Consider the following 13,965-nt stretch of genomic DNA (forward strand, 5'->3'; position numbering starts at 1 on the left):
GTCAGGCCTCTCCCCCGGGGTGCTCGGCCGCCTCGTGGAGCGCGAGTGCCCTCGCCAGTCCGGTGTAGCGGCGCTCCAGCTCCGCAAGGCGTCGGAACATGACGACGGCCACCAGCATCGAGGTGACGCACAGGCCGTAGAGCAGCAGGTCGGCACCACGGCCGACCCCGACTCGGTTCGCGATCCACGTGAGCGCATCCGGGAAGATCACGGCGAGGGCCCCCACGACCAGGACCAGCACCAGGAAGCCACGCCACAGCACCTTGTGGACGGGGCGCGAGCTGCCGCGGAAGGCCTGGAGCCCGACGAGCAGCAGCCCCAGCAGGAGCAGCACCTTGATGATCGTCACGGGCCGAGGGTAGGCGAATCCGCACCGCACAATTGGGCGAAACGGCCACGCGGGTCGCGAGCGCGCCCTAGCCTCGGTTCATGGCGCCCGACCTTGCGAACGACGACGTGGTCGTCGTCGTGCGCATGTATGACGAGGCTCGGAGCGTCGGGGCGGTCGTCACCCAGCTGCGTGAGCACTTCCCTCACGTGGTCTGCGTCGACGACGGGAGCACCGACGGTTGCGACCTGATCGCACGCGCCGCCGGGGCGACGGTGGTCCGCCATCACGACAACCTCGGCGGCGGCGCGGCGCTGCAGACCGGGCTCACCTGGGCCCGCGGTCGGGCGGCGATGCGCCACGTGATCACCTTCGACGCCGACGGACAGCACGACGTCGACGACGCCGTGAGGCTGCTGGCGGTGGCCCGCGAGCGCGGGCTCGACGTGGTGCTGGGGTCGCGGTTCCTCGACACGCCTCCGGTGAACATGCCGTGGGCGCGGCGGTGCCTGCTAAGGGCCGCCACCTCCTTCACCCGGATGACCACCGCGCTCGACCTCACCGACACCCACAACGGCCTGCGTGTCCTCTCCCGGTCCACGGTCGACGGGCTCGAGCTCACCCTCGACGGCATGGCCTACGCGAGCCAGCTCCTCAACCACGTGGCGCGGCGCCAGCTCTCCTATGCCGAGGTGCCGGTGACCATCTCCTACACGGAGTACTCCATGGCCCGGGGCCAGTCGAACCTGAACGCGCTGAACATCGTCTTCGACCTCGCGGTCGAACGGCTCCGCGGCGCCCGCTAGTCCGCGTCAGCGGGCCGCCCCGCCACGCTCAACACGGTCGAGCCTGCCAGCACCACGGACCCGGCCGCCGCGAGCACGCCCACCACCCACACCGGGGGATGACCGACGACGTCCCCGGAGACCGTCCAGTCGCGCGCGGTCGACATCTCGGCCGCGACGGCGTACACCCCGGCGGCATGAACCACCGCGAGCGCGGACAGCACCACCAGTGCGGCCAGCCGGCGCAACCCGCCGTCGCGCGAGCGGGCCCATCCCGCCCCGAGCAAGAGCGGAACCCCGATGAGGAGGGGCAGCGCATAACGGCCCTGCCAAGCCGTCCCGATCTCGGACATCGTCGCGACCGTCACGACGTAGGGAAGCCCGAGGCCGACGGCCAGGATCACGGCGACCGACCAGCGCAGCCGGCGCGCGGCGGACCGGAGCCCCACCACAGCGAGCGCCGCGACCACGAGCAGGGCCAGCGGATAGACGAGCAGGGGCGCGTGCTGGTTGCGGAAGGGGAAGGCGGCCACGTCCTGGAGCAGCCAGAGGGGGACCTCGCGCAGCGCCCTGCCGACACGGAACCCGAGCGGCAGGGAGCCGCCCGGTCCGTCCTGGCTCATCACCAGCGAGTGCTCGGCGAGGGTCCAGCCCACCCCCACGACCGCGGCCACTGCGACCACGCCCCCGGCCGCCCGCCCGGAGGCGGTGCGCACCAGCCTGGCGAGACGGCCGGCCAGCCCCGGCCACGCGAGGACTGACGCCGCGACGATCGTCGCGGCCCACAACGGCCCGAGGGACCGGAGCAGCATCAACGCCGAGAGTGAGAGCGTGAGCGTCGCCAAGTGGTAGCGAGCCCGGGCTGGCGGCACGGCAGCCAAGCCCGCGAGGGACGTCCACAGCACCAAACCCGCGATGAGCTCGAGCCCGTTGGGAGCCACCACCGTGGTGGAGTAGACGACCGTCGGTGTCACCCCGAGCACCGCGGCGGCGAAGACTCGACGGTCGGCCCAGCGACGCAGGCCGACCAGCCCGGCCGCCAGCAAGGCCAGGCACAGCAGCGCGCTCCAGGCGCGCATGAGCGTCGCCCCGGCCGCCCCGTCGACGAGCCGCGTCGCGTAGCCCACGACCACGTAATAGGTAGGGAGGTAGCGGCCAGCTGCCGACGCGACGACCGGCCCACCCGACCGATCAACGAGCCGGCAGTCGTCGGGCTCCTTGTAGGCGAGTCGCAGGCACGCTTCGCCGGCGGCCTCGACCATCTCCGGGCTCGCCGCGACCCGGGCACCGGTCCCCCGTGTCGCGGCGGCCGCGGGCGAGCTCCAGTCCCCGGACGCCACCGCCGAGGCCCGGAACACGTGGTCGACCTCGTCCGCGCCGCGGAAGGGAGGGAGGGCCGCGATCCACGCGGCCTGGAGCAGGGCTAGTCCGACGAGCACACCGGCCACCGCCCACGCGGGGACCCGCCTTCCGAGCTCGGGCAAGACCGCGCGCTTCTCGCTCGAGGAGTGCCTGCTGGTGGGCATGCGAGCCATGATCCCGGCACGGGGGGCGACGGCCCCGGCGACGCGCACGAGGCCATCGGGGCAGTTTTCCCGTTTCGAGGACCACCGGACTGGACCAGACCTATCCTCGGCCTGCCGAGAACCACATCAACCGGGGGACCCTGTGCGAATCCATCGCCTCGAGCGACTGGCGGGCGCCATCGTCGCTGCACTCGTCATCAGTCTGCTCACGCTCATGCCCGCCTCGGCGGCGCCCCCGCCCCCGACGGGCCTGAGCCCCACCAGCACAGGCGTGACCGGCATCCCCGTCCTCGAGTGGGAGCGCAGCCGGGGCGCTGCCGCGTACGACGTCCAGGTCTCGAGCTCCTCGGGCTTCGGCACCCTGCTCTGGTCGACCTCGACCGAGAACCGGAGGGCCACCCCGAACGTCCAGCTGCCCGGCGGCACGATCTACTGGCGGGTGCGGTCGAAGGACTCCTCCGGCGGCAGTGCGTGGAGCGAGGCCGACTTCTCCCGGAGCGCCCTCGCGGCGCCGGCTCCAGTCGCCCCCGCGGACGGCACGTTGCTGAACCCGCCGGAGGAGCCGGCGCTGACCAGCTGGGGCCCCGTCGACGGCGCGATCTCCTACACCCTTCAGGTGAGCACCGACCCGCTCTTCGTCGACACGGCCAAGGTCAAGAGCTACACCACGCAGTCCTCGTCGTACGTCGTGCCCGACCCGCTGGTCGCGACGGAGTACTTCTGGCGCGTCCGAGCAACGCTCGGCGGCGGCATCGTCACCGAGTGGTCGCCCAACCGGAGCTACCAGATGGGCGGCCTCGAGAAGCCCGTGCTGACCTCACCGTCCGACAGCGCGCAGGCGAAGCCGCTGCAGGACGTCGTGCTCGACTGGGAACCGGTGCTCGGCGCCAAGACCTATAACCTCCAGATCAGCACCGACCGCAACTTCAACACGCTTGATGACGTCCGCACGGGCGTCATGGGCACGCGCTACTCGCCGCCCATCACCCTCGACAACGACCAGTACTACTGGCGCGTGGCACCAGTGGATGGCGCCGGCAACACCCTCGACTGGAACGCCGTGGATGTGTGGGAGTTCCGACGCAACTGGCCGTTCCAGCCTGGATTGGAGTACCCCGCTGACGAGTCGACAGTCGGCGACCCCTTCTTCTATCAGTGGACCCCTGTGAAGCACGCGACCAGCTACGAGGTGCAGGTCGCCACGTCTGCTGACTTTAGCCAGAACAGCATGTTCGGCACCTGCCCCACCGTGCAGACGACATACATCCCCACCTCGGGCGACTGCTTCCCGCAGGCATTGGGACACTACTACTGGCGCGTTCTCGCATACGACGGGCCTCGGCGGCCCGCCGTGATCAGCGAGGCTGTAGACGCCGAGATCTTCGAGTTCAACTACAACCCCGCCCTGGTGACTTCCCTGTCACCCGTGGACGGAGCGTCAGTACAGATTCCTACGCTCAATTGGGAGCCGGTAGCGGGCGCGAGCCAGTACCAAGTGAGCGTGACCCGGGTCGACACGGGTCAGGTTGTCGCGAACGCCACTACCTACAGCACTACCTGGACTTCGCGGAGCTTGCTGCCGCTAGACGTTCAGTACCGGTGGTCTGTGCGTTCAGTGTCGGCCTCGGGTCGCCTGGGCCCGACGCTCATGACCGGTTCTCAGCCCACCTTTACTGTCACCGGGTCCACGGCCTCGACCGCTGCGACGCCCGAGCCGCTTGGTGCCGTCAACCCGTCTGTGGGCCGATTCCCCAATCTTCGCTGGGCCCCCGTCGCCTCCGCGACGCGCTATCAACTCTATGTGCGGAGCGCTGGGGCCATCGGCTGGACTACCGTCGCGACGAACTTTTCGTACCCCGCCGGTGACGACATCACGGACCGCTGGCTCGCGGAAGGCACCTACCAGTGGAAGGTCGAGGCCTACAACGGGTCGACCTTCCTCGCAGACACGACCAGTCCAGGTAGCTTCACCGTGACGCCTGCCGCTGCTGCAACCGGGCAGCGTGTTGCCCAGAGCGGGACCGAGTCAGGAGCGGCTGGTACCTCCTGCTCCAAGACTCTTGACCCGACCCGGCCGCTGAGCGAGACCCAATGCACGGGGCTGCGGCAGACCCCTGTGCTGCGATGGACGCCGGACCCGAATGTGGCGCAGTACGTCGTGTGGATCAGCCGCGACCAGCAGCTGACCAACGTCATCCTCAAGGAGAAGACTGAGCAGTCGGCCTACATTCCGCCCGATGCCCTCATCGACAGCCAGGCAGGCTCAGCCTTCTACTGGCACATCCAGCCGTGCAAGACCCCCGGCGGTTGCACGGCCCCGAAGGCGGCCCAGCACGCGTTCAACAAGATCTCGAAGCCGGTCGAGCTGCTGTCGCCGGCGGCCAACGCGACGGTGTCGAATGACGTCACCTTCCGGTGGCAGGACTACCTCTGCACCAACCAGGTGCAGGTCATCACGGCGGACGTGGACGAGGACTGCGTGGGTGAGAAGCTGTCCCCCGACCCCGACGTGGAGGCGATGACCTACCGCATCCAGGTCGACGACGACCCCAACTTCCAGTCGCTCGTCGACGACATCAAGGTCGACCAGACGACCTACACGGCGTTCAACAAGACCTACCCCGAAGGTCCGCTCTACTGGCGGGTCCAGGCGATCGACGGCAGCAGCAACCCGTTGACATGGAGCGACGTGCGCTCGATGACGAAGCTGTCCCCCGCCGTCACGCTCGACTCGCCGACAGGCAACGCGGCGACCGGAGGTTCTGCGCCTCTCCGCTGGAACCCCCTGGCCTACGCCGCCAGCTATGACGTCGAGGTCTACAAGAACGCCGACACCATCGGTCAGGCGGCCAACCTCGTCTACTCGGGCACGAGCAAGCAGGTGGCCCTGACCAACACCAAGCCGCTCCCGGTCTCGGCCACGTCGTATACCTGGCGGGTGCGTCCGCGTGATGCCCAAGGCCGCCCCGGTCAGTGGACCAACCTGGCTGATCCCGGCGCCCGGTTCCGGGTCATGGGTCAGGCACCGGTGCAGACCGCACCGACGCCGGGTTCGCTGCTGCGCGCCAATGATGTCCTGTTCACGTGGGCCGGCGTCGACGGGGCCACGGACTACCGGGTTGACCTCCGGGTCGTCGGCGGAGGTTCCTCCTCCACCTTCCGCACCCCGGGCCTCGCCTGGGCGCCGTCCCGCGTCGGGGACGCCGTGTGGGAGTGGCGAGTGACGAGCCTCAACAGCGTGGGAGGGGAGATCGGGTCGTCGCCGTGGCAGACCTTCACGGTCGACCAGACGGCTCCGCGGGTGTCCGCGGTCAAGCCGACCGGCAGCGTCAAGCGAGGCGCCAACTTCACGGTGACCTTCAGTGAGCCCGTGAACGGAGTCACCAAGGCGACGTACAAGATCACGCCGACCGGATCGAAGCGCAAGCTGTCAGCGGTCGTGAAGCCGTCCGACAGCCGCACCAAGGCCGTCCTCAACCCCGTGGCGAGCCTCAAGAAGGGCAAGTCATACACCATCAAGCTGACTCCGAAGATCAGCGATGACTCCGGCAACGCGCTGGTGACCTACTCCTGGACGGTCACCGCCAAGTAGACGATTCCTCCTCGGCGGAGAAGGCTCGCTAGCCTTCTCCGCCGTGGACTGGCTCTCTGACTACTGGCTCGACGTCGTCGGGTGGGCGGGGAGCGCGCTCCTGGTCTTCTCGCTCCTCCAGGCACGGGTGCTGCGCTTCCGGGTGCTCAACCTGGCCGCGTGCCTGATCCTCACCGGCTTCAACGGGCTGCTCGGGATCTGGCCGATGGTGGCGATGAACATCGTGCTCAGTGCGATCAACATCTGGTTCATCGTGCGGCTGACGCGTGACCGGCACGACGAGGCCGCGTTCACCGTCCTGCGGGTCGCCAGCGACGACGCCTATCTCCACCACTTCCTCGGGGTCCACGGTGCCGACATCTCCCGCTACTACCCGTCGTACGACGCCACGTCGGACGACGACCTGGCCTGGCTCGTCCTGCGGGGCGACGAGACGGTCGGCGTGGTTGTGATCCGGCGCGAGGGCGACGTTGCGCGGGTCCAGCTGGACTACGTGACACCCCGCTTCCGCGACTTCTCCCCCGGCGAGTTCGTCTGGAAGGACGCGCCGGACCTGCGCGACCGCGGCTTCCGACGGGTGGTTACCCCGCCGGACATGGTGGGTGCCTACTACGACCGGATCGACGTCGGGTTCCGTCGCGAGGGCTCGTCGTACGTTCTGGACCTCTGAAAGCCCGGAGGTCTCGACGTCGCTCGCTGCGCTCGCTGCTCGACCACCTGTAACGAGGCTCGTTGGGCCTCCTCGCGGCTCGACCACCTGGAACGAGGCTCGTTGGGCCTCCTCGCGGCTCGACCACCTGGAACGAGGCTCGTTGGGCCTCCTCGCGGCTCGACCACCTGGAACAAGGCTCGCTCCACCTCTGAGAAGAGCTCAGCCGGAGGATGCGGCGACCCAGCGGTCCAGGGTCGCCCGGGCAGCGCCGGAGTCGACGGCTTCGGCTGCCTTGGCGTAGCCAGCCGCCAGAGCAGTCGCGGGATCCGAGGCCGGGTCGTCGTGGACGGCCAGTGCGGCACCTGCGTTGAGCAGCACCGCGTCACGGACCGGGCCCCGCTCACCGTCGAGCAGCCGGCGGACCACGTCCGCGTTGTGGGCCGCGTCGCCGCCACGGAGGTCCTGGGCGGTCGCGGTCGGGATGTCGAGGTCGCGGGGGTCGATGGTCGCCGTGGTGACCTCTCCCCCGTGCACGTGCCACAGCGACGACGTCGTGGTGGTCGTGAGCTCGTCGAGGCCGTCGTCGCCGCGGAAGACCCACGCGTCGACCCCGCGGGCGGCGAAGACGCCGGCCATCACCGGGGCCTTGGTGACGTCGGCGCAGCCGATCGCCTGGGCCTGGGGCCGGGTGGGGTTGGCCAGCGGGCCGAGCAGGTTGAACGTGGTCGCGATCGCCAGCTCCCGCCGCGGGACGGCGGTGTGGCGCAGCCCGGGGTGGAAGGCGGCCGCGAAGCAGAAGGTGATGCCCACCTCGTCGACCAGCGCCGCGACCCGGTCGGGCGGCAGGTCGAGGCGGATGCCGAGCGACTCGAGCACGTCCGCCGAACCCGACTGCGACGAGGCCGACCGGTTGCCGTGCTTGGCGACCCGGGCGCCGGCGCCCGCGGCGACGATCGCGGCCATGGTCGAGATGTTCACCGACATCGACCGGTCGCCGCCGGTCCCGACCACGTCGAGCAGCCGGCCCGGGACCGAGATCGGGGTCGCGACCTCGAAGAGCGCGTCGGTGAGGCCGATGATCTCCACGGGGGTCTCCCCCTTCGCCCGGAGCGCGACCGCGAAGCCGGCGATCTGGGCCGCCGTCGCCTCGCCGGTGACGATCTGGGACATCACCCAGGAGGTCTGACCCGCGTCGAGGTCCCCACCGCCTACGAGCGTGGTGAGCAGGTCGGCCCAGGTGGGCGCGCTCACTGCGTGGCGGGGACCCGCGAGCGCAGCAGCGAGACGACGGTCTCGGCCAGCTGGACCGGGTCGAGCGGGTGGGGCACCGCGGCCTCGGCGCGCGACCAGGCGGCCAGCCAGGCGTCCTGCGGGCGACCGGTCAGGACCAGCACCGGCGGGCACTCGTAGATCTCGTCCTTGAGCTGCTTGGCGATGCCCATGCCACCCGCGGGCACGGCCTCGCCGTCGAGGATGGCGAGGGCGATGCCGCCGGCGTCCATGTTCTGGATGACGACCGGCTCGGTGGCGACCTCGACGTACTGCAGCTCGGGCAGGTCCGGGTGGGGACGGCGGCCGAGGGCGAGGATCACCTGCTGGCGGGTGTTCACGTCGTCCGAGTAGACGAGCACCTTCAGCGGCCGGGCGTTCTGGTCGGTCACGCGCCCGATGCTACCGGTCGCTCTCCGCCGCCGTGCGCGCCCTCGCCTCCAGCAGGTCGAGCCGCCGGTCCTCCCGCTTCGCCTCGGCCATCGACGACCTCACCCACTGGGCGAACAGCACCCCGAAGAACATCAGCCCGATCAGGTCACCGCTCCCCCACAGGATCCCGCCGGCGAGGTGCTGGTCGGCGAGCGGGTCGGGCAGCCACGCGCCCATCGGGCCCTCGTGGAGCGAGGGATACCAGTCGCCGCCGATCAGCGACTCCTGCTGCATGATCGTGACGCCCAGGAAGGCGTGGAAGGGCAGCGTCAGCACCACCAGCAACACCCGGAACACGTGGCTCACGCGTCCCGGCACGGGGTCGATGCCCATCAGCGGCCAGAAGAACAGTGCGCCGACCACGACGAGGTGGACGTGCATCATCTCGTGGACGTACGCCGACTCGAGCGAAGCGCGATACCACGGCGAGAAGTAGAGCGCCCACGGCGAGACGATGTAGAGCGCCAGGGTCAGCGGCGGGAACGACAGTGCCTTGGCGACCCGCGAGTGGAGGACTGCGAGCAGCCACCTCTTCGGCGTACGCGGCAGGGTGCGCAAGGCCAGGGTCACCGGAGCCGACAGCGCGAGCGCCAGCGGCACCACCATCGACAGCACCATGTGCTGGACCATGTGCGCGCTCAGCAGCGTCGTGTCGTACGCCGCCAGTCCGCTCATCGTGGCGAAGGCGAACGCCGCCATCCCGACCCCGAGGGCCAGGGTCCGCCCCCACGGCCAGGCGTCGCCACGCCGGCGCATCACGACCACCCCGAGGACGTAGAGACCCACCACCCAGACGGTGATCACGAACGGCAACGGCGCGACGTACCAGTCGGTCAGGGCACGCTCGAGCGTGAACCTCGGGAGGTCCGGCGCGTTCGGGGGAAGTGCGCTCGCCACGCCCAGAACGATAGGACCCACGGAAAGCGGGGGGCGGGATGGGCCTGCGGTCCTTCACCAGCCATAATGATCCCGTGGCGACTGCAGCAGCGATCCCGGCTTCCCGACTCCACGGACACCACGACCGTCCGAGCATGGTCTCGGTCGGAACGATCATCTGGCTCTCCAGCGAGCTGATGTTCTTCGCGGCCCTGTTCGCGGCCTACTTCACGATCCGTGCGGTGTCGGAGGACCTCTGGGCCCAGAACACGGCCTTCCTCGATGTGCCGTTCGCGTCGGTCAACACCACGATCCTGGTGCTGTCCTCGCTGACCTGCCAGCTCGGTGTCTTCGCCGCCGAGCGCGGTCAGGTGGGTCGCGCCGGCGGGCTGCTCCAGGTCGGCAAGTGGGGCCTGCGCGAGTGGTTCATCCTCACCTACGTCATGGGCGCGATCTTCATCGGCGGCCAGGCGCTGGAGTACGCCACCCTGGTCCAGGAGGGCGTCACCATCCAGGACAGCGCCTACGGCACGATGTTCTACCTCACCACCGGGTTCCACGGCATCCACGTGACCGGCGGCCTGATCGCCTTCCTCTTCGTGCTGGGCCGGACCTACATCGCCCGCAAGTTCACCCACGAGCAAGCCGTCAGCGCCATCGTCGTGTCCTACTACTGGCACTTCGTCGATGTCGTGTGGATCGGGCTGTTCGCCACGATCTACCTCGTCCAGTGACCCCCGCCGACTCGCCGACCAAGGACTCGATGTGCGCTTCCTGAACCGATCCGCCGGCCGGATCTCCCGCCACCGCCGCGGCCCCGTGGCCGGGCTGATGGTGCTGCTCCTGGGCCTGCTGCTGACCGGTGGCCTCTACACCGCCTTCTCCCCCGCGCAGGCCGACACGAGCGCCTCCGACGAGGAGCTGGTGCAGCAGGGCCGCGAGCTGTTCCTCGTCAACTGCTCCTTCTGCCACGGTCAGAACGGCGAGGGCGTGCGCACGGTCGACGGCGACCAGCTCGGCCCGTCGCTGGTCGGCGTCGGTGCCGCTGCGGTCGACTTCCAGGTCGGCACCGGCCGGATGCCGATGGCCCAGCCCGGCGCCCAGGTGCCGCGCAAGCCGGTCTCGTTCAGCGACGAGGAGACCGCCGCGATGGCGGCGTTCGTCGCCTCCCTCGGCCCCGGCCCGGCGATCCCGGACGAGTCCGACTACAGCATCGAGGGCATGAGCGCCGAGGAGCGCGAGGCCGCGATCGCCCGCGGCGGCCAGATCTTCCTCACCAACTGCACCGCCTGCCACAACTTCACCGGCTCCGGCGGCGCCATGCCGCGCGGCGGCTACGCCCCGCGCATCCTCGACGTCGAGCCGCGCTACGTCTACGAGGCGCTGCTGAGCGGTCCCCAGTCGATGCCGACCTTCTCCAACGGCAATCTGTCGCCCGACGAGAAGCGCGACGTCATCGCCTACCTCCAGTCGCTGCGCGACGACCCGGCGTACGGCGGCTTCGGCATGGGCGGCCTCGGACCGGTCGCCGAGGGCATGTACGCCTGGATCGCCGGCATCGGTCTGCTGGTCGGCTTCGCCGTCTGGATCGCGGCCCACACCACCCGCACGAGCAAGGAGAAGGTGGAGTCATGACGACCCACGAGGGCGACAACCTCCCGGAGAAGCAGCCCACGTCGGGCGAGCTGGAGGCCGCCGACCCGATCGCCGACCCCGGTCTGCCCGCCCACACGTGGCGCCCGACCGACGTCGACCCGAAGGCCGAGAAGCGCGCCGAGCGCCAGATCGCGACGCTGTTCGGGCTCTCGGCCGTCTGCACCGTGCTCTTCGTGGTCTCCTACTTCACCCTCGAGATCGGTGAGGTCACCACCACCATCGGCGGCCTCGGCGCCTCCACCCTGGCCCTCGGCCTGACCCTGGGCGGTGCGCTGCTCCTCATCGGCATCGGCATCATCCAGTGGGCGCGCAAGCTCATGGCCGACCACGAGATCGTGGAGATGCGCCACCCGGCCCGCTCCAGCGACGAGGACCGCGAGGCGGCCGTGGCCGACCTGACCACCGGTCTCGAGGAGTCGGGCATCGCCCGGCGCCCGCTCGTGCGCAACTCGCTGCTCGGCGCCGTCGGCGTCCTCGCGCTGCCGGTGCCGCTGGTGCTGCTGCGCGACCTCGGCCCGCTGCCGAAGGACGCGCTGTTCCACACCATCTGGGAGCAGGGCATGCGCGTCGTGCGCGACGTCGTCGGTACGCCGATCCGTCCCTCCGACATGCAGATCGGCGACCTGATCAACGCCGAGCCGGCCGCGATCTTCGAGACCGACGAGGAGGGCGAGCCGCTGGTGGAGGGCGTGGACCTCCAGGTGGCCAAGTCCAAGGGCGCGGTCATCCTCGTCCGGATGGGCCCCGACGAGATCACCCCCGGCAAGGGCCGGGAGGACTGGGGCGTCGACGGCATCCTCTGCTACTCCAAGATCTGCACCCACGTGGGCTGCCCGATCTCGCTCTACGAGCGGACCACCCACCACGTGCTCTGCCCCTGCCACCAGTCGACCTTCGACCTCGCCGACTCCGCGCGGGTGGTCTTCGGTCCGGCTGCCCGTCCGCTGCCGCAGCTTCCTCTCATGGTTGACTCCGAGGGGTACCTTGTAGCGCAGCGGGACTTCAACGAACCCGTCGGACCCAGCTTCTGGGAGCGTGGATGATGAGCATCGACACCAGCAAGGTCGCCACGAGCAACTCCACCAAGGCCGCCACCGCGAGCAAGCCCAGCAAGGTCGGCGCTGCCGCGACCTGGGCCGACGACCGCCTCGGGCTCGCCACCGGGATGCGGAAGCAGATCCGGAAGGTCTTCCCCGACCACTGGTCGTTCATGCTCGGCGAGATCGCGCTGTGGAGCTTCGTCGTCGTGCTGCTCACGGGCACGTTCCTGACCCTGTGGTTCAAGCCGAGCATGGCCGAGATCACCTACATGGGGTCCTACGACCAGTTCCGCGGCATCCACATGTCCGAGGCCTACGCCTCGTCGCTCGACATCTCCTTCGACGTCCGTGGCGGCCTGCTCATGCGGCAGATGCACCACTGGGCGGCGATGCTGTTCATCGCGGCGATGTTCGTCCACATGATGCGCGTCTACTTCACCGGCGCCTTCCGCAAGCCGCGCGAGCTCAACTGGGTCATCGGGTGCCTCCTGCTCGTGCTCGGCGCCCTCGCGGGCTTCACGGGCTACTCGCTCCCCGACGACCTGCTCTCCGGCACCGGCGTCCGGGCCGCTGACGGATTCGTGAAGTCGATGCCGGTGGTCGGCACCTACATCTCGTTCTTCCTCTTCGGCGGCGAGTTCCCCGGCGACGCGATCATCTCGCGCTTCTACGTCGCCCACGTGCTGCTGATCCCGGGCCTGATCCTCGCGCTCATCGCCGCCCACATGCTGCTGCTCGTCTACCACAAGCACACCCAGTACCCCGGTCCCGGCCGGACCGAGCAGAACGTCGTCGGCTACCCGCTGATGCCCGTCTACATGGCCAAGGCCGGCGGCTTCTTCTTCATCGTCTTCGGCCTCACCGCCGTGATGGGTGGCCTGCTCTCGATCAACCCGGTCTGGAAGTACGGCCCCTACGACCCGTCGAAGGTGACGGCCGGTTCCCAGCCCGACTGGTACATGGGCATGCCCGACGGCGCGCTGCGGATCATGCCCGGCTGGGAGTCGCACTTCCTCGGCGTGACGCTGTCGTGGAACGTGCTGCTGCCGATCATCGTCCTGCCCGGGGTGCTGCTCACGATCCTGATCGCGCTCCCGTTCCTGGAGGCCTGGATCACCGGCGACAAGCGGGAGCACCACCTGCTCCAGCGGCCGCGCAACGCCCCCACCCGCACCGCCCTGTTCGTCGCGCTGATGACGTTTTACGGCCTGATGTGGGCTGCTGCCGGCAACGACATCATCGCGATCCAGTTCGGCTTCAGCATCAACCAGATCACCTACTTCATGCGGGCGGCGGTGTTCATCGGACCGGTGATCGCCTTCTTCATCGCGCGTCGTTGGTGCATCTCGCTGCAGCGGGCCGACAACGACCGGCTGATGCACGGCTACGAGACCGGCATCATCATGCGCTCCACCGAGGGCGGCTACTCCGAGCGGCACCTGCCGATCTCCGAGGGCAGCGCCTACTCCCTCACGGCGCGTGACCGCGACGAGATCGCCAGCGAGACCCCCGCGACCGACGAGAACGGCGTCCGCGGTCCGGGCACGTCCCGGGTCGAGCGGCTGCGGCTCTCGCTGAACCGTCGGTGGTACCAGCACAACGTGCAGAAGCCGACGGCGGCCGAGCTCGAGGAGGCGCACCACCACGCCGAGCACGAGCACGAGCTACAGTCCGGCCTCGACCACCCCGCCGACGGCCACCAGTTCGACGGTCACCACACCGTCGACGAGGAAGCCCTCCGCGGCAAGCACTGAGGGCGAGTCGCGCCCTTGTGACACGCGAATCGCGCCCCCGTGACCATCGAGTCGC

12 protein-coding genes are annotated in these 13,965 nt (G+C 69.7%); 7 read left to right on the plus strand and 5 right to left on the minus strand.

Going from position 1 to position 13,965, the window contains the following annotated elements; genetic code table 11:
• Position 1: 1 nt before the first annotated feature.
• Positions 2–349 (minus strand): DUF2304 family protein, encoded by a 348-nt coding sequence (locus ABD091_RS01950; RefSeq protein ID WP_343915442.1) that lies wholly within the window; start codon positions 347–349, stop codon positions 2–4.
• 80 nt (positions 350–429) lie between these two features.
• Between ABD091_RS01950 and ABD091_RS01955 the strand changes: the two genes are divergently transcribed.
• Positions 430–1,134, plus strand: coding sequence for a glycosyltransferase family 2 protein (locus ABD091_RS01955; protein WP_343915443.1), 705 nt, complete (start codon positions 430–432; stop codon positions 1,132–1,134).
• Here the strand turns inward: ABD091_RS01955 and ABD091_RS01960 are convergent.
• Complete coding sequence (locus tag ABD091_RS01960; RefSeq protein ID WP_343915444.1) at positions 1,131–2,639, minus strand: DUF2142 domain-containing protein; 1,509 nt, start codon at positions 2,637–2,639, stop codon at positions 1,131–1,133. The genes ABD091_RS01955 and ABD091_RS01960 overlap by 4 nt on opposite strands.
• Before the next feature lie 271 nt (positions 2,640–2,910).
• On the opposite strand from ABD091_RS01960, the gene ABD091_RS01965 reads away from it, so the two are divergent.
• Together ABD091_RS01965 and ABD091_RS01970 are read left to right on the plus strand one after the other, a co-directional pair.
• Positions 2,911–6,231: an Ig-like domain-containing protein gene (locus ABD091_RS01965; protein ID WP_343915445.1), complete on the plus strand. Its 3,321-nt coding sequence runs from the start codon at positions 2,911–2,913 to the stop codon at positions 6,229–6,231.
• A 43-nt stretch (positions 6,232–6,274) separates the two neighbouring features.
• On the plus strand, positions 6,275–6,901 hold the full coding sequence (locus ABD091_RS01970) for a hypothetical protein (RefSeq protein WP_343915446.1): 627 nt from the start codon (positions 6,275–6,277) through the stop codon (positions 6,899–6,901).
• A gap of 201 nt (positions 6,902–7,102) precedes the next feature.
• Here the strand turns inward: ABD091_RS01970 and trpD are convergent, their stop codons facing one another.
• Genes trpD through ABD091_RS01985 form a run of 3 tightly spaced genes read right to left on the minus strand, consistent with a single transcriptional unit; the run spans position 7,103 to position 9,481 of the window.
• Positions 7,103–8,134 carry an anthranilate phosphoribosyltransferase gene (gene trpD, locus ABD091_RS01975; RefSeq protein WP_343915447.1) on the minus strand — a complete coding sequence of 344 codons (1,032 nt, stop codon included), beginning with the start codon at positions 8,132–8,134 and terminating at the stop codon, positions 7,103–7,105.
• Positions 8,131–8,544 carry an Rv3143 family two-component system response regulator gene (locus ABD091_RS01980; RefSeq protein ID WP_343915448.1) on the minus strand — a complete coding sequence of 138 codons (414 nt, stop codon included), beginning with the start codon at positions 8,542–8,544 and terminating at the stop codon, positions 8,131–8,133. Before ABD091_RS01980 ends, trpD begins: the two co-directional genes overlap by 4 nt.
• Positions 8,545–8,554: 10 nt before the next feature.
• A complete protein-coding gene (locus ABD091_RS01985; protein WP_343915449.1) occupies positions 8,555–9,481 on the minus strand; it encodes a cytochrome c oxidase assembly protein in 927 nt (308 codons plus the stop codon).
• A gap of 38 nt (positions 9,482–9,519) precedes the next feature.
• On the opposite strand from ABD091_RS01985, the gene ctaE reads away from it, so the two are divergent.
• The 4 genes from ctaE to qcrB are packed head-to-tail and all read left to right on the plus strand — an operon-like array spanning position 9,520 to position 13,910.
• Positions 9,520–10,194, plus strand: coding sequence for an aa3-type cytochrome oxidase subunit III (gene ctaE / locus ABD091_RS01990; RefSeq protein ID WP_343915450.1), 675 nt, complete (start codon positions 9,520–9,522; stop codon positions 10,192–10,194).
• A gap of 31 nt (positions 10,195–10,225) precedes the next feature.
• Positions 10,226–11,095, plus strand: coding sequence for a cytochrome bc1 complex diheme cytochrome c subunit (gene qcrC, locus ABD091_RS01995; protein ID WP_343915451.1), 870 nt, complete (start codon positions 10,226–10,228; stop codon positions 11,093–11,095).
• Complete coding sequence (gene qcrA, locus ABD091_RS02000; protein ID WP_343915452.1) at positions 11,092–12,159, plus strand: cytochrome bc1 complex Rieske iron-sulfur subunit; 1,068 nt, start codon at positions 11,092–11,094, stop codon at positions 12,157–12,159. Before qcrC ends, qcrA begins: the two co-directional genes overlap by 4 nt.
• Positions 12,159–13,910 (plus strand): cytochrome bc1 complex cytochrome b subunit, encoded by a 1,752-nt coding sequence (qcrB, locus tag ABD091_RS02005; RefSeq protein ID WP_343915453.1) that lies wholly within the window; start codon positions 12,159–12,161, stop codon positions 13,908–13,910. Before qcrA ends, qcrB begins: the two co-directional genes overlap by 1 nt.
• The last annotated feature ends 55 nt before the right edge of the window (positions 13,911–13,965 follow it).

It is taken from the genome of Nocardioides aestuarii (assembly GCF_039527245.1).
GTDB classification, from domain to species: domain Bacteria; phylum Actinomycetota; class Actinomycetes; order Propionibacteriales; family Nocardioidaceae; genus Nocardioides; species Nocardioides aestuarii.

Coding starts and splice junctions, on each gene's coding strand:
- ABD091_RS01960 (WP_343915444.1), bottom strand. CDS start 2,639: ATGCCCACCAGCAGGCACTCCTCGAGCGAGAAGCGCGCGGTCTTGCCC.
- ABD091_RS01955 (WP_343915443.1), top strand. CDS start 430: ATGGCGCCCGACCTTGCGAACGACGACGTGGTCGTCGTCGTGCGCATG.
- qcrA (WP_343915452.1), top strand. CDS start 11,092: ATGACGACCCACGAGGGCGACAACCTCCCGGAGAAGCAGCCCACGTCG.
- qcrB (WP_343915453.1), top strand. CDS start 12,159: ATGAGCATCGACACCAGCAAGGTCGCCACGAGCAACTCCACCAAGGCC.
- ctaE (WP_343915450.1), top strand. CDS start 9,520: ATGGGCCTGCGGTCCTTCACCAGCCATAATGATCCCGTGGCGACTGCA.